12 protein-coding genes are annotated in these 15,538 nt (G+C 54.8%); 6 read left to right on the top strand and 6 right to left on the bottom strand.

The features are described from left to right. The first annotated feature begins 35 nt into the window (after positions 1-35). Complete coding sequence (locus tag WM46_RS20930; protein WP_102603217.1) at positions 36-1,139, top strand: glycerol dehydrogenase; 1,104 nt, start codon at positions 36-38, stop codon at positions 1,137-1,139. Positions 1,140-1,183: 44 nt separating this feature from the next. On the opposite strand, the gene WM46_RS20925 is transcribed toward WM46_RS20930, so the two are convergent. Together WM46_RS20925 and katG are read right to left on the bottom strand one after the other, a co-directional pair. Continuing rightward, the gene (locus tag WM46_RS20925; protein ID WP_061075657.1) at positions 1,184-2,089 is read right to left on the bottom strand and encodes a DMT family transporter; all 906 of its coding nucleotides are present in this window, start codon (positions 2,087-2,089) and stop codon (positions 1,184-1,186) included. A 108-nt stretch (positions 2,090-2,197) separates the two neighbouring features. Then, positions 2,198-4,378 (bottom strand): catalase/peroxidase HPI, encoded by a 2,181-nt coding sequence (gene katG, locus WM46_RS20920; RefSeq protein ID WP_102603216.1) that lies wholly within the window; start codon positions 4,376-4,378, stop codon positions 2,198-2,200. A gap of 830 nt (positions 4,379-5,208) precedes the next feature. On the opposite strand from katG, the gene WM46_RS20915 reads away from it, so the two are divergent. Continuing rightward, positions 5,209-6,684, top strand: a complete 1,476-nt coding sequence (locus WM46_RS20915; RefSeq protein WP_102603215.1) for a sulfatase — start codon at positions 5,209-5,211, stop codon at positions 6,682-6,684. Between the two features lie 94 nt (positions 6,685-6,778). Here WM46_RS20915 and metF read toward each other — a convergent pair whose 3' ends face one another. Together metF and WM46_RS20905 are read right to left on the bottom strand one after the other, a co-directional pair. Then, positions 6,779-7,669 carry a methylenetetrahydrofolate reductase gene (gene metF / locus WM46_RS20910; protein ID WP_102603214.1) on the bottom strand — a complete coding sequence of 297 codons (891 nt, stop codon included), beginning with the start codon at positions 7,667-7,669 and terminating at the stop codon, positions 6,779-6,781. A gap of 157 nt (positions 7,670-7,826) precedes the next feature. Further along, the gene (locus WM46_RS20905; RefSeq protein ID WP_102603213.1) at positions 7,827-8,732 is read right to left on the bottom strand and encodes a LysR family transcriptional regulator; all 906 of its coding nucleotides are present in this window, start codon (positions 8,730-8,732) and stop codon (positions 7,827-7,829) included. An 88-nt stretch (positions 8,733-8,820) separates the two neighbouring features. On the opposite strand from WM46_RS20905, the gene WM46_RS20900 reads away from it, so the two are divergent. After that, the gene (locus WM46_RS20900) at positions 8,821-9,192 is read left to right on the top strand and encodes a carboxymuconolactone decarboxylase family protein (protein ID WP_061075661.1); all 372 of its coding nucleotides are present in this window, start codon (positions 8,821-8,823) and stop codon (positions 9,190-9,192) included. 89 nt (positions 9,193-9,281) lie between these two features. Here the strand turns inward: WM46_RS20900 and metL are convergent, their stop codons facing one another. Beyond that, complete coding sequence (metL, locus tag WM46_RS20895) at positions 9,282-11,714, bottom strand: bifunctional aspartate kinase/homoserine dehydrogenase II (protein ID WP_102603212.1); 2,433 nt, start codon at positions 11,712-11,714, stop codon at positions 9,282-9,284. A gap of 2 nt (positions 11,715-11,716) precedes the next feature. Then, positions 11,717-12,877 carry a cystathionine gamma-synthase gene (gene metB / locus WM46_RS20890; RefSeq protein WP_102603211.1) on the bottom strand — a complete coding sequence of 387 codons (1,161 nt, stop codon included), beginning with the start codon at positions 12,875-12,877 and terminating at the stop codon, positions 11,717-11,719. Between the two features lie 277 nt (positions 12,878-13,154). Here metB and metJ point away from each other — a divergent pair, with 277 nt between their 5' ends. From metJ to WM46_RS20875, 3 genes are all read left to right on the top strand, one after another. Further along, positions 13,155-13,472: a met regulon transcriptional regulator MetJ gene (metJ, locus tag WM46_RS20885; protein ID WP_042325599.1), complete on the top strand. Its 318-nt coding sequence runs from the start codon at positions 13,155-13,157 to the stop codon at positions 13,470-13,472. Positions 13,473-13,531: 59 nt separating this feature from the next. Then, positions 13,532-14,140: a YiiX family permuted papain-like enzyme gene (locus tag WM46_RS20880; protein ID WP_102603210.1), complete on the top strand. Its 609-nt coding sequence runs from the start codon at positions 13,532-13,534 to the stop codon at positions 14,138-14,140. Positions 14,141-14,258: 118 nt separating this feature from the next. Beyond that, positions 14,259-15,409 (top strand): IS3 family transposase gene (locus WM46_RS20875; RefSeq protein WP_102603209.1). Its coding sequence is split into 2 segments (ribosomal slippage): positions 14,259-14,517 and positions 14,517-15,409, totalling 1,152 coding nucleotides; the frame shifts between segments, so codons are not numbered across the junction. Positions 15,410-15,538: the final 129 nt, after the last annotated feature.

Below are 15,538 nucleotides of genomic sequence, written 5' to 3'. Positions count from 1 at the left end.
GCCTGAATTATGACGGATAAAAGAGGAAATAAAGTATGGATCGCATTATTCAATCCCCCGGTAAGTACATCCAGGGTGCAGATGTCATCACACGTCTTGGCGAATACCTCAAGCCGCTGGCTGAACGTTGGCTGGTTGTCGGCGACAAATTTGTTCTCGGTTTCGCTCAGGGCGAGCTGGAAAAAAGTTTTAAAAATGCAGAACTGGCGCTGGAAGTTGCGCCGTTTGGCGGTGAATGCTCGCAAAACGAGATCGACCGTTTGCGCAGCGTGGCGGAAAACGCGCAGTGTGGCGCCGTGCTCGGCATCGGCGGCGGTAAAACGCTGGATACCGCCAAAGCCCTTGCCCACTTTATGAACCTGCCTGTGGCGATCGCCCCGACCATCGCCTCAACCGATGCGCCATGCAGCGCCCTTTCGGTTATCTACACCGATGCCGGTGAATTTGACCGTTATCTGCTGCTACCGCACAACCCGCATATGGTTATCGTTGACACCAAAATCGTTGCCGGCGCCCCGGCGCGTCTGTTAGCCGCAGGGATTGGTGATGCGCTGGCCACCTGGTTTGAAGCGCGCGCGTGTTCACGCAGCGGCGCGATCACCATGGCGGGCGGCAAATGCACTCAGGCGGCGCTGGCGCTGGCTGAACTGTGCTACAACACGCTGCTCGAAGAGGGTGAAAAAGCGATGCTCGCCGCCGAGCAGCACGTCGTGACCCCGGCGCTTGAACGCGTGATTGAAGCCAACACCTATCTGAGCGGCGTCGGCTTTGAAAGCGGCGGTCTGGCTGCCGCGCACGCGGTTCACAACGGCCTGACGGCGATCCCGGATGCGCACCACTACTATCACGGTGAAAAAGTGGCCTTTGGTACGCTGACTCAGCTTATTCTGGAAAACGCGCCGGTTGAAGAGATTGAGACCGTTGCCGCACTATGCCATTCCGTCGGTCTGCCGATTACGCTGGCGCAACTGGATATCAAACAGGATATCCCGGCGAAAATGCGTATCGTGGCGGAAGCCTCCTGCGCGGAAGGCGAAACCATTCACAACATGCCTGGCGGCGCAACGCCGGATCAGGTTTATGCAGCGCTGTTGGTTGCCGACCAGTACGGTCAGCGCTATCTGCAAGAGTGGGAATAACGCGCTCTACACTCCCGGCATCGCCGGGAGTGTTTCTCATTTCATCAAGCCTGTTCTACCGCCTGTAGCTCACGCTTTTTCCGGCTGACAATTGCCAGCGCCATAACGATCAGCACAATTCCCCCACCCTCAACGGGACCGGGATTTTCGCCAAGCAGCCACCAGGAAAACAGCACGCTACAGACCGGTACCGCCAGGGTGCTTAAACTGGCGATACTGGCAGGCAAATTCTTCAGGACAAACAGCCACAAACTCCAGGCCAGCGCCGTCGCAAGAATCGCGCTATATCCCAACGCCCAGAGGACCACCGGCTGCCAGTCAACTTCCCGCTGCGGCACCAGCCAGGCCACCGCACTCATCACCAGCGCGGCATACAACATCTGCCAGGCCGTTAACGACAGCAAATCGACGCGCGGATGGCGGGCATACAGACGTTTAGCGACAATGGCGCTCGCTCCCCAGCTCACCCCAGAGAGAATCGCCAGCAGGGCGCTCTTCAACGTTGATAAATCCAGTTGCCACGGTTGCAGCACCAGCAGTAGCCCTGTTGCAGCAAGGGCAATCGCGGCGTATTGCAGGCGTCGCAGTCGCTCACCCAGAAACAGCGCCGCCAGAATGACGACCCAGAACGGCATGGTATAGGTCAGGATAGCGACTTTCCCTGCCCCGCCGCTGACCAGCGCCCACTGGCCAAAGCCAATCATCCCGCAGGTCTGCAACAGCGCAATCGCCAGCGTAAACCGAAATGGCGTCGGGCGCAGACCACGGCCGCGCAAAAGGAGGACGATGAATAATATTAAGGCTCCGAAGATACAGCGTAATGCAGTGAAGTCGAACGCGCCGATATAGCTCGTGACCTGCTTCATAAAAATCCAGCTATAGCTCCAGATAAGGGTAAGCAAGATAAGACCACCGATTGCCAGTGGATTGCCCTTTCCTGAGACAGACATGATAGATCCAGTAGATTGACGTTTCCTGCGGACACTATACCCCTACAAATACACTTCAGCGACTGCAAGCAGTCGCTGAAGTGGGGTCAGATTACGTCAGTGTTGGGCTTACTGCAGGTCAAAACGGTCCAGGTTCATCACTTTCACCCATGCCGCGACAAAGTCTTTCACGAACTTCACGTGCGCATCGCTACCGGCATACACTTCCGCCAGAGCACGCAGCACCGCATGAGAGCCAAAGACCAGATCGGCACGGGAAGCGGTGTATTTCACTTCACCGGTCTGACGATCGCGACCTTCAAACTGTTCGTTTGACTCATCAACCGGTTTCCATTCGTGACGCATATCCAGCAGATTGACGAAGAAGTCATTGCTGAGTACGCCCGGACGATCGGTAAAGACACCGTGTTTACTGCCATCGTAGTTCGCGCCAAGCACGCGCAGACCACCCACCAGCACGGTCATTTCCGGTGCGGTCAAAGTCAACTGCTGCGCTTTATCGATCAGCAGAGATTCTGTCGCTGCCGCGCCTGGTTCGCCGCGATAGTTACGGAACCCATCGGCGAGCGGCTTGAGCAGTTCAAACATCTCAATATCCGTCTGATCCTGACGCGCGTCCACACGACCTGGAGTAAACGGCACATGAATGCTGACACCTGCAGCGCTGGCGGCTTTTTCAACCCCCACGACACCAGCAAGAACGATGATATCGGCCAGCGACGCTTTAGCGGAATCACGCTGGATTTTCTCCAGAACCGGCAGCGCACGCGTAGCAATCGCATTGACATCCCAGCCGCGCTGCGGCGCTAATGCCAGACGCGCACCGTTCGCCCCGCCACGTTTATCACCGCCGCGGAAGGTCGACGCAGACACCCACGCAACGGACACCAGCTCGCCCACTGAGAGACCGGAATCCGCAATGGCAGACTTCAGGCTCAGGATATCTTCTTCCGTTGGATTGAAGGTGGGTTGCGGCAGCGGATCCTGCCAAATCAGATCTTCTTTTGGCACTTCCGGTCCGATGTAACGCGCTTTCGGCCCCATATCACGGTGGGTCAGTTTGAACCACGCGCGGGCAAAGGCTTCGTTAAACGCCTGCGGATCGTTCAGGAAACGACGGGAAATTTTTTCGAATTCCGGATCAAAACGCAGCGTCAGGTCGGTGACCAGCATCGTCGGCTTACGTTTTTTCGACGGGTCGAACGGATCAGGAATAATTTCTGGCGCATCGACCGCTTCAAACTGAATGGCACCAGCCGGACTGCGCGTCTGTACCCACTCATATTTGAACAGGTTCTCGAAGAAGTAGTTGCTCCATTGGGTTGGGGTTTGCGTCCAGACCACTTCCAGTCCGGATGTAATCGCATCCGCGCCCACACCGCTGCCAAAATCGCTTTTCCAGCCTAAACCCTGGTTTTCGAGCGGTGCCACTTCCGGGTCAGGGCCGACGTGCGTCGCCGGGCCTGCGCCGTGGGTTTTCCCTAATGTGTGGCCACCCGCAATTAACGCAACGGTCTCTTCGTCGTTCATCCCCATGTTGCCAAAGGTTGCACGAATCGCTGAGGCCGCAGAAAGCGGTTCACCGCTGGCATTAGGACCTTCAGGGTTAACGTAAATCAGCCCCATCTCGGTGGCGGCTAAAGGACGTTTAGCCAGTTCTTCGGGGTCACGGTGGGCAAGCCACGTTTTCTCATCGCCCCAGTTTACATCCAGATCCGGTTCCCAGACGTCCTCACGACCCGCACCGAAACCAAAGGTACGGAAGCCGGAGTTTTCCAGCGCGACGTTACCCGCCAGAATAAACAGGTCAGCCCAGGAAATTTTTTGACCGTATTTTTGCTTGATTGGCCACAGCAGGCGACGCGCCTTATCCAGGCTCACGTTATCCGGCCAGGAATTCAGGGGAGCGAAACGCTGCTGTCCACGACCCGCGCCGCCGCGTCCGTCAACAGAACGATAGGTACCTGCGCCGTGCCAGGCCATGCGGATAAACAGACCGGCATAGGTTCCCCAGTCAGCAGGCCACCACGGTTGAGATTCGGTGAGAAGCGCTCTGAGATCGCCTTTTAGCGCGGCATAATCTAATTTGCTGAATTCTTTGCGGTAGTCAAACTCTTCACCCAGCGGGTTTGAGCGATTGGAATGTTGGTTTAAAAGGTCGACGCGGAGTTGGTTAGGCCACCAGTCACGACTGGTTGTTCCTGCTCCAGCGCTTTCATCATGATTGCCCTGATGGAATGGGCACTTTCCAGCAGATAACGTTTTGTGATCGTCTTCTTGATTGCTCATCTTCCTGCTCCCTTCAGTGTTTTATACCAAGATATACAGCTCTGCAGATAAGTTATAGATGATAAAATCTACAGATTTGATAGTTGTTTCCTTCTGGCGCTGTCCAACATAGCAAAACCTGTGCATAGAAATGTCGACGAGTCCGTAAACTTTCAACAATAACCCTGGATTATGAAGGTGAATGTGTCCAATGATCTCTTAACGCGTTAACGTCATTCACTCTGAAAATGTAACCTTAGGGTACTCAACGATACCAGCCGCATCAGAGTCGTCGCGCCACTGATGATGTTAATGGATACGGAGTGCAGAGTGCGTGGACCTTCAAATTGCCAAAATGTCTGTTATTCGCCAGTCACTGTGCCACGCGATTACAATTATACATAATAAATAGCCGCCTTTTTTCAGTAATATTTCAATGGCGACGCCGCACATCATTTTATTTCCCAATAAGTAATCTTTTAATTATTTTTATAATGAATATAAAAAGATAGAACACCCGACGACAACCAGCAAGCGTGACAATTATCACACCAATCATAAGACCGCAGTGTTTTAATTATCGTTTCGAGCCTTTTGTAGAGGACCGTTAATTACCCCAACGCATCAATTACAGATATATAGTTCGATGCTGATCGGCCTGCTCAATTAACGAATGAATTAAACATGCACCGTTTAACAGAGTGCCATGAACACCAGGGCCTACCGACGTACAGGCATAGATACCTTAGTGGCATAACCGCCTGGGTATCGGATATTAAAATCATTAAAAGTTTATTATTGATGCACAATCATTAAGTACAGAGAGTCATTAATTCTTCAAGGACATAAATATGACAGGAATCACAAGGCGAACATTCTGTGAAGCGATTGCCGTACTTGCTTTAGTGCAGCATCAGGCTTTTGCAAAAGAAATTAAGCAACGCCCTAATATCTTATTACTCATCTCCGATGACTGGAGTTGGCAAAATTCACGAGCGATTGATTGTCTGGGATTGAAGCTTCCAACATTTGAACGAATTAAGCGCGACGGTATTAATTTCACCCATGCCTTTGCGGCCGCACCAACCTGTACTGCATCACGCGGCGCTATTCTGACAGGCAGACCCATTTACCAGCTTGAACAAGGCGCGAACCTGGCAAGTACTTTCCCCGTGAAGTTTGATGTATATACCGAATTACTCGCAAAGCAAGGTTATCACGTCGGGTTCTCTGGGAAAGGCTGGGCTCCTGGACAAATCGCCCCCGGGGGACGAACACAAAACCCTGCAGGGAAAAAATTTGCTGATTTTGACGCATTTCTTGCCGAACGGAATTCGGATACGCCTTTCTGCTTCTGGTTTGGCAGCCGTAATCCGCACCGCCCTTTTGCGAAGGGGGAAGGAAAACGTCAGGGAATTATGCCAGCCGCAGGCGCAGTCCCATCCTATTTACCCGATGCGGAACCGGTAAGGGAAGACATTGCAGACTACATGGCCTCCACGCAGGATTTTGATAAACAAGCAGGAGAGTTGCTTGCGAAACTCGAAAAAGAAAATCTGCTGGATAACACGCTGGTTGTGATCACCGGAGATAACGGCTGGGCTTTCCCCAGAGCCAAAGCGACACTGTACGACGCAGGTACGCACGTACCGTTGGCGATGATGTGGAAGAAAGGAATTCGCCCGCAGGGCAACACGGATGCGCTGGTCTCTCTCGCAGATCTTGCCCCTACGTTTATGGCTGCTGGCGCAGGCAACGTCCCTGACTCTATTGGCGGACGCAATCTGCTGCCATTCATGCAGGGAGGAAAACCACCACATCGTTCTATCATCACCGCGATGGAGCGTCATATGGATGGCGGAGAAAAACCTCTGGAAGGGTATCCAATGCGGGCTATTCGTACGCAAGAGTATTTATATATTCGTAATTTCAAGCCCGATCGCTGGCCTGCCGGTCGCCCCAATCAGAAGCCGGTTGATTTCAATACCGTTGCAACAAAAGATTATGCAGGATTTGCTAACATCGATGCCGGACCGTCAAAAGCCTGGCTGGTGACAAATCGCAACGAGCCCGGCGTCGCCCCACTTTTCGCATTAGCGACGGGCAAACGAGCAGACAAGGAGTTATACCATGTTGTCTCCGATCCCGATCAGTTGAAAAACCTGGCTGGCGATCCGCAGTATGCTGCGGTTCTGCAAGAAATGGACGAGGCGTTAATGAAACAACTGAGAGAGGAGCACGACCCCAGAGTCGTGGGTGGAGGGGATAACTTTGATAGCTACCCGTTCTACTGCGATCCCGGTTTTGAACGGCCTGCTGATTTCTGATTCCTCAGCCAGGCGAGTCAGGGCCGGAAGGCCCTTCACCCGCAATGTGGCGTTCTCGCCGGATACGCCAACGCTTATCCGGCCCTCGCCAGTATCACGCCGTCGGACGCACACCCAGTGTGTGGCAGATGGCATAGCTCATCTCTGCCCGATTCAGAGTGTAGAAGTGGAAGTCCTTCACCCCTTCCCGGCTTAAAATTTTCACCATGTCCATGGCGATATTTGCCCCCACCAGCTTACGGGTTTCCGCATCGTCATCGAGGCCGTTAAACATTTGTGACATCCACGCCGGAATGCGCACATTGGTCATATCGGCAAACTTCTTCGCCTGCTTAAAGTTCGAGACCGGCAGAATGCCAGGAATGATTTCCACGTCGATACCCGCAGAGACGCAGCGGTCGCGAAAACGCAGGTAGCTTTCGACGTCAAAGAAAAATTGGGTGATGGCGCGGTTAGCCCCGGCATCCACTTTGCGTTTCAGGTTGAGCAGATCCGCCTGCGCGCTTTTCGCTTCCGGATGCACTTCCGGGTAAGCGGCGACGGAGATATCAAAGTCGGCTACCTCTTTCAGCAGGCTCACCAGGTCGGCAGCATACATATCCGGCTTGCCGCTGCCTGCCGGCAGATCGCCGCGCAGCGCAACGATGTGGCGGATTCCGTTGTTCCAGTAGTCCTGTGCAATAGTGCGCAGCTCATCGCGGGTCGCATCAATACAGGTCAGATGCGGTGCGGCTTCCAGACCGGTGCGATCTTTAATCCCTTTGATGATGCTGTGCGTGCGGTCGCGTTCGCCAGAGTTGGCGCCGTAGGTTACCGAAACAAACTTCGGCTTCAGGCTGCTCAGGCGATCGATGGAATTCCACAGGGTTTGCTCCATTTCACTGGTGCGCGGCGGGAAAAACTCGAACGAAACGTTAATCTGACCCTGGACTTCCGCCAGGCTCTGATTCAGGGCTTCCCGCTGGTTGGCGTGAAAAAAGCTCATACCTTACCTCATCAATCGCTTGTCATTATATGTTGTGTTGTGAACATCTATCCGTTTAGACGTCCAGATGTAAAAATGACGGAAAAGCGCGATGACGTCAACTGAAAAATCATCGTTGATGGTGAGGAAAAGTCAGGGAAGATGAAAAAAATTCACGTTAGTCGGCGATGCCGGCGGATAGCATCACGCTTTTCAGCCATTGTAAGCGCGCAGCGTTCTCCGGCAGCATCGCCAGCCCCGCCTGAACACTGAGCTCGCCGTCACTCAGTGGACGAAAAACCACGCCCTGACGCTGAATAGCAGCAAAGGAAGCAGGAAATAAGCTCAGACCATCGCCATGGGCAATTCGCGCCAGCAGAACGTCATGCTCCAGCGGTTCTTCAAGACAAGCAGGAGCGTAACCCACGCGCTGAAAGCGCGCCCGCGTAGCGTCAAAGAAGGCCGGATTTCGTTCCCGGCTGAACCAGAACAGCGGTCGGAGATTAAGTGCCTTCAGGGAGAGGGCGTCACTGCCAGACTCTGGCCAGATAGCAGGTAGCGCAGCGATGAGCGGCTCGCGCCAGTCGAGCGGCGTGATAGCCAGTCCGGTGGTCTCCAGCGGCAGCGCCACCACGGCAGCATCCAGTTTTCCGCGTCGCACCTGACGTACGAGATCGGGCGAGCCCTGGCGCACAAGACGCAGGGTGTCGACCCGGGTATTCAGTTGCGTTTCCAGCGCGGCGAAAACGCCCTGCTCAAATGCCGTCGTCAGCCCCAGGCGCAACGACTGCACGCCGTCTGGCGCAAGCTGGCTCAGGGCCGCATAGGTTTTATCCTGCTGTTCCAGCAGCGGACGCACGATCTCCAGCACGCGCAGCCCCTCATTCGTCAGCGTCAACCCTTTGGTGTGACGGACAAACAGCGTCACCCCCAGACGTTCTTCAAGCTGGCGTATATGGCGGCTAAGCGGCGGTTGCGACATAAACAGTCGCAGGGCTGCCCGGCTCATGTTGTTCTCTTCCGCCACCACGACAAAGTAACGCAGCAGGCGAATATCCAGAGAGTGCAGAGGCGGTGTTGTCATACCGAAAAGGTATCACGGAAACGGTATTATCCAAATCATTCCACCCATCCTATCCTCACGCCATCCCCTGACAGATGAGGAAGACACCATGCATTCAGAACGATTTATCACCGGTCAAAACCTGCTACAGCAGGTTGATGGCAAAGGCGGCGATGCCGTCGTCGAGAGCCTGAAGGACATCGCTCCCGACTTCGCTCGCTATCTGATTGAGTTTCCTTTTGGCGACATTTATTCCCGGCCTGGGCTGGATTTACGTAGTCGGGAAATCGCCACCGTTGCCGCCTTAACCGCACTGGGCAACGCCACGCCGCAGTTGAAGGTTCACATCGCTGCCGCGCTGCATGTTGGATTAACGCAGGAGGAGATTATCGAGGTCATGATGCAGATGGCGGTGTATGCCGGTTTCCCGGCAGCGCTGAACGGTTTGTTCGCCGCAAAAGAGGTGTTTGCCGGGCGGTAACGCGCCGGACAGGATGCTGAGGCATCTTATCCGGCCTGGATTATACCCGAACTACAGGCCGGATAAGCGCAGCACCATCCGGCAAAAAACTACAGCAGTTGCGCCAGACGGTTAATATCCGACTGAATTGCCCCGGCGGTGACGTCACGCCCGGCGCCGGGCCCGCGGATCACCAACGGGTTATCGCGATACCAGCGGCTTTCAATAGCGAAGACGTTATCGCACGGCAGCAGCGCTGCCAACGGATGCTCTGGACGAACGGCTTCCACACCGACACGCGCTTTGCCGTTGGCGTCGAAACGCGCCACATAGCGCAGGACCAGCCCCATTTCGCGGGCTGCTTCCAGACGCTGCACCATCTGATCGTTCAGTTCATCGCCATTCTCAAAGAAGTGGTCGATTGAGCCTTCTTCACAATGCGCGGGAACCAGCGACTCAACGCGGACCTGATCCGGCTCGATGTCGTAGCCTGCTTCACGTGCCAGAATCACCAGCTTGCGCATCACATCTTTACCCGACAGGTCAACGCGCGGATCCGGCTCCGTCAGCCCCTGTTGCCAGGCCTGATCCACCAGATCGGTAAACGGCACAGAGCCATCAAACTGCAGGAACAGCCAGGACAGCGTGCCGGAGAAGATCCCGCTGATCGACAGGATAGTGTCGCCGCTGTCGATCAGATCGCGCACGGTGTGGTTGATCGGCAATCCTGCGCCCACGGTAGCATTGTACAACCAGTGACGCCCGGTCTTATCAAACGCGTCGTGGATCTGGCGATACTTATTGCTGGTGCTCGCCCCGGCCAGTTTGTTGGCGCTGATAACGTGAAAACCGTGGCTGGCAAAGTCGAGATACTGATCCGCCAGCTGTTCGCTAGCGGTCACATCCAGCACCACCAGATCGTCATACGGGTGCGCGCGCATCCACAGGAACAGCGACTCTTCATCCTGTTCAATGGCTTCATCATTGAAGAACGCCAGCGCCCGACTGGCGTCCAGCCCTTCGTAGTTCAGCAGGCTGCGACGGCTATCCACCACCCCTGCCAGCACAAATTCAAAACCCGTACGCGCCGAGAGCGTGCTCTGCTCGCGGGCAAACAGCTCAAGCCAGCGGGAGCCGATGTTGCCCTTGCCGAAAAGCACCAGGCCGATGCGTTTTTCAGCGCGGAAAATGGACTGGTGCAGACCCTGAATCAGACTCTCCGTCGGGCCGGTACGCAGCACGGCCACCAGGCTGATACCCTCTTCCGACTGCCAGGTAAATTCTACTGGCTGTCCTTTCAACTGCTGCCAGAAACGATGGCAGTGTAGCGGGTTACGGGTGACGCCCGCGCCCACCATCGCCACCAGCGCCAGCCCCTGACGTAAACGCAGTTCACCCGGCAGGCCGGCTTCATCGAGGATTCGCAGGGCGCTGTCGGCCACTTCCGAGGTGTAGCAGAACTGCAGCAGATGACGATCGGTATGGACGCCAACGGCCAGCGGACGCACCTGCGCACGCTTGAGGACCTGATCGATATCTTTATGCGCTTGCTTAAAGTCCTGGCTGGCAGGCACCTGGAATTCAATCAGGCAGACGTCGTCATGGCTGGTCACGATACGCGCGCCGGTACCGGAAGCCAGTACGCGCTCAATACGCGTGGAGCCTTGATCCGCCGTGTAGCTACAACGCAACTGGAGATCGATATCGCTACCGGAAACCGGCTGCAGCGTGCGGGCGTGCAGAACCGGCGCCGCCAGACGCGCCAGCTCGCTGGCTTCATCCAGGCGCAACAACGGCAGCAGGCAGGCATCTTTGACTTTACGCGGGTCAGCGCTGTACACCCCGGCCACGTCGCTCCAGATGGTGACGCGGGAAACGCCCGCCAGCGCGCCAATCTGCGTGGCGGAATAGTCAGAACCATTACGGCCCAGCAGCACCGTATCGCCCGCATTACTGCGGCTGATAAAGCCGGTCACGACCAGACGTTTCTGCGGATGCTGGATCAGCAGTTGCTGCAATAACGGGTAAGAAAGCCCTTCATCCACCTGCGGCTGCGCAGCGCGCTCGGCGCGTAAGAACTCACGCGCATCCAGCCAGGCCGACTCCATGCCCTGCTGATTGAGCACCGCGGACATCAGTCGCGCCGACCACACTTCGCCGTGACCCACAACCTCCGCATACACGGCGTCATTCACACCGCTGTCCAGCAGATTTGCCAGACGTTCCAGATCGCTGATAAACAGGCTGGTTAATGCCTCCGCCACGTCGGCGGGAAGCAGGCCGCTAATCAGTTCACACTGATAGCGACGCAGGGTCTGTTGTACCTGATGCGCAGAGAGGCGATCGGTCTGACTTAATTTCAGCCAACTGATCAGTTGGTTGGTCGTACTGCCCGCAGCGGAAACCACCATCATGTCGTCAGGCTGTGAGTATTCCGCCATGATGCCCGCGACGCGCAGATAACACTTCACGTCAGCCAGACTACTACCACCAAATTTGTGCAGTTGACGACCCTTCGCCCCTGCCTGCGCAATCACACTCATGTTTACCCCTTGTTTGCAGCCCGGAAGCCATTTTCCAGGTCGGCAATTAAATCTTCGCCATCTTCAATACCGGTGGAGATACGCAGCAGCGTCTCGGAGATCCCGGCGGCAGCACGCGCTTCTGGCGCCATGCCGGCATGCGTCATCGTTGCGGCGTGAGAGATTAAGCTTTCCACTCCCCCTAAGGATTCCGCCAGCGTAAACAACGACAGACCGCTCAGGAAACGACGCAGCGTCTGCTCATCGCCATCCAGTTCAAAACTCAACATTGCACCAAAACCCTTCTGCTGACGCGCCGCAATGTCATGCCCCTGATTTTCCGGCAGCGACGGGTGATACAGCTTTTTCACCAGCGGCTGGGTTTGCAGATAATCGACGATTGCCTGTGCATTACGCTGCGCCACTTCCATGCGCGGCGACAGCGTACGCAGCCCGCGCAGCAGCAGGTAGCTGTCAAATGCGCTGCCGGTCACGCCGATATTATTCGCCCACCATGCCAGTTCGGTGACGATTTCCGGATCTTTGGCTATCACCACGCCCGCCACGACGTCAGAGTGACCATTCAGATATTTCGTGCATGAATGCAACACCAGATCGGCGCCCAATGCCAGCGGATTTTGCAGCGCCGGGCTTAAAAAAGTGTTGTCAACGACGCTGATGGCTCCGGCTTCACGCGCCAGTTGGCAGATTTTCGCAATATCCACCACGCGTAACAGCGGATTACTCGGACTTTCAACCAGCACCAGTTTAGGTTTTTCGGCCAGCGCGGCCTGCAACGCCTGCTCATCTCCCTGATCGACAAAGCGCACGCGATAGCATCCGCGCTGCGCCAGACTGTCAAACAGGCGGTAGCTGCCGCCGTAGCAGTCATGCGGCGCCACCAGCAGATCGCCAGGCTTCAGGAACACGGTCGTCACCAGATGAATCGCCGACATACCGGTATTGGTCAGCACCGCACCCGCACCGCCTTCCAGTTCGGCCAGCGCACGCTGAACCACATCGCGCGTAGGGTTGCCGCGACGGGAGTAGTCATGAGCACGAGGCTCATTAAAACCGGTAAAATTATAGGTGCTGGAAAGGTGAATCGGCGGAACGACGCAACCGTACTGTTCGTCGTCATTTAACCCGCTACGCACTGCGATGGTGGCCTGTTTACGCGTCATGTTAGGGTGTTCCTGAGCTGAGTCGATGAAAAATCAGGTCCCAGAGTAAACAGGTTAACAATAGACGTCAATACATCTGGACATCTAAACTTCTTTGCGTATAGATTGAGCAAACTGGAAATAGCCGTTAAAATTATCTGCATTAGCGCACAACTACAGGTGCTTAATCCGTGTCACGGTATCGCCTGTACGGTAAACTATGCGGAATTACGGCGAGTAGTCACACTGATGGTGTGGTCTTGCCCCATATTAATGACGAAGAGGATTAAGGTATCTCATGGCTGAATGGAGCGGCGAATATATCAGCCCATACGCTGAGCACGGTAAGAAGAGTGAACAAGTAAAGAAAATTACGGTTTCCATTCCTCTGAAGGTGTTAAAAATCCTCACCGATGAACGCACGCGTCGTCAGGTGAACAACCTGCGTCACGCCACCAACAGCGAGCTGCTGTGTGAAGCGTTTCTGCATGCTTTTACCGGACAACCCCTGCCAAACGATGCCGATCTGCGCAAAGAGCGCAGCGACGAAATTCCGGAAGCGGCAAAAGAGATCATGCGTGAACTGGGGATCGACCCGGAGACGTGGGAATATTGATGCAGAGAAGAGCGGCACGAGTGCTGCTCTTCTTAATTGTGTAACAAGGATGTTATGCCATGAATCGCGGTTTACTTATTTTCAGTCTTCTGGTTGCGACTCCTGTTTTTGCCTGGGAACCGCAAACTGGCGACATTATCTTTCAGGTTTCTCGCTCATCCCAAAGTAAAGCTATCCAACTGGCAACTCACTCGAACTATAGCCATACTGGCATGGTGGTCATACGTAACGGTAAGCCCTATGTCTTTGAAGCTATTGGGCCGGTTGTCTTTACCGCATTGCCGAACTGGATTGCTCGCGGTGAGAATGGAAAGTATATCGTCAGGCGAGTGAACGGTGGACTGTCATCGCAGCAACAGCACAAGCTAATACAAATGACGAAAAGCTATCTCGGCAAACCTTATGATCTGGTTTTTTCCTGGACTGACGATCGCCAGTATTGTTCGGAAGTGGTGTGGAAGGTTTATCACAATGCGTTGGGCATGCGTGTCGGCGAATTGCAAAAACTAAAAGATTTCGATCTCAAACAACCAGCGGTACAGGCCAAACTCAAAGAACGCTACGGTAAAAACATTCCACTGAATGAGACAGTTATCTCCCCACAAGCGGTTTTTGATGCTCCACAACTGAAAACCGTAGCCAAAGAGTGGCCTCTTTTTTCCTTGTGAACAGCTCTTATTAGAGTGACCGGCATAACAATGCAGACATTAAAAAACCGTATTCTGATCCTACCCGCGAATAGTGGACACGGGACTAAGTGAGTAAACTCTCAACCAGAGGTGACTCATGACCAAATCAACCATAACCAGCAACAAGCTCCGTAAGCAATACACGCCCGAGTTCCGGCAGGAGGCCCTAAAGCTTGCTGAACGCATTGGTGTGGCAGCCGCCGCCCGTGAACTCAGCTTGTATGAATCTCAACTCTATGCCTGGCGCAGCAAGATAAAAAATGCGCATTCCTCTTCCGAACGTGAGCAGGAAATGGCTGTTGAAATTGCCCGACTTAAGCGCCAGTTGGCAGAACGGGACGAAGAGCTGGCCATCCTCCAAAAGGCCGCGACATACTTCGCGAAGCGCCTGAAATGAAGTATGTCTTTATCGAAAGTCATCGGGCAGAGTTCAGCATAAAAGCGATGTGCCGGGTGCTGCGCGTGGCCCGCAGTGGCTGGTACGCATGGTGTCTGCGCCGCCATCAGCAAAACCGACGGCAGCGGTTCCGTCTGGTCTGTGATGCAACTGTCCGGCAGGCATTCAGTGGTGCAAAACAGCGGTATGGTGCACCGCAGCTGGCGGATGAACTGCCGGAATACAACATCAAAACCATCGCTGCCAGCCTGCGTCGTCAGGGCTTTAGGGCAAAAGCCGCACGTAAGTTCAGGCCGGTCAGCTACCGTGAACATGGTCTGCCGGTATCAGAGAATCTGCTGAAGCAGGATTTTCACGCCGGGGGGCCAAATCAGAAGTGGGCAGGCGACATCACGTATCTGCGCACAGATGGGGGCTGGCTGTATCTGGCGGTGGTGATTGACCTGTGGTCCCGTGCGGTCATCGGCTGGTCGATGTCGCTGCAGATGACAGCACAACTGGCGTGCGATGCGCTACAGATGGCACTATGGCGACGTAAACGCCCGGAAAATGTCATCGTCCATACAGACCGCGGCGGGCAATACTGTTCAGCGGACTATCAGGCATTACTGAAGCGGTATAATCTGCGCGGGAGTATGAGTGCGAAGGGTTGTTGTTACGACAATGCCTGCGCGGAAAGCTTCTTCCATTCGCTGAAAGTGGAATGTATCCACGGGGAACGTTTTATCAGCCGGGAAATCATGCGGACAACGGTGTTTAATTATATCGAGTGTGATTACAATCGGTGGCGCCGACACAGTGCCTGTGGCGGACTCAGCCCTGAACAATTTGAAAACCAGAACCTCGCTTAGCACCGTGTCCACATTACGTGGGTAGGATCATATAAGGGTTTAGCCCGCCTTTCAGCCCTATCGGGTCCTGAGTAAGATACATCCCTTGTCCCGATGCGTGACACCCGTTCCTATTAGAATACAATTTCA

The sequence above is a fragment of the Citrobacter freundii complex sp. CFNIH2 genome, from assembly GCF_002880615.1.
Taxonomy (GTDB): Bacteria; Pseudomonadota; Gammaproteobacteria; order Enterobacterales; family Enterobacteriaceae; genus Citrobacter_A; species Citrobacter_A amalonaticus_F.
The sequence above is the reverse complement of the archived record's forward strand: the minus strand, read 5'-3'. Positions and strand labels throughout refer to the sequence as shown.

Bases quoted from the DNA above. Each gene is read 5' to 3' on its own strand.
- WM46_RS20930 (WP_102603217.1), top strand. From the start codon at position 36: ATGGATCGCATTATTCAATCCCCCGGTAAGTACATCCAGGGTGCAGAT.
- WM46_RS20925 (WP_061075657.1), bottom strand. From the start codon at position 2,089: ATGTCTGTCTCAGGAAAGGGCAATCCACTGGCAATCGGTGGTCTTATC.
- katG (WP_102603216.1), bottom strand. From the start codon at position 4,378: ATGAGCAATCAAGAAGACGATCACAAAACGTTATCTGCTGGAAAGTGC.
- WM46_RS20915 (WP_102603215.1), top strand. From the start codon at position 5,209: ATGACAGGAATCACAAGGCGAACATTCTGTGAAGCGATTGCCGTACTT.
- metF (WP_102603214.1), bottom strand. From the start codon at position 7,669: ATGAGCTTTTTTCACGCCAACCAGCGGGAAGCCCTGAATCAGAGCCTG.
- WM46_RS20905 (WP_102603213.1), bottom strand. From the start codon at position 8,732: ATGACAACACCGCCTCTGCACTCTCTGGATATTCGCCTGCTGCGTTAC.
- WM46_RS20900 (WP_061075661.1), top strand. From the start codon at position 8,821: ATGCATTCAGAACGATTTATCACCGGTCAAAACCTGCTACAGCAGGTT.
- metL (WP_102603212.1), bottom strand. From the start codon at position 11,714: ATGAGTGTGATTGCGCAGGCAGGGGCGAAGGGTCGTCAACTGCACAAA.
- metB (WP_102603211.1), bottom strand. From the start codon at position 12,877: ATGACGCGTAAACAGGCCACCATCGCAGTGCGTAGCGGGTTAAATGAC.
- metJ (WP_042325599.1), top strand. From the start codon at position 13,155: ATGGCTGAATGGAGCGGCGAATATATCAGCCCATACGCTGAGCACGGT.
- WM46_RS20880 (WP_102603210.1), top strand. From the start codon at position 13,532: ATGAATCGCGGTTTACTTATTTTCAGTCTTCTGGTTGCGACTCCTGTT.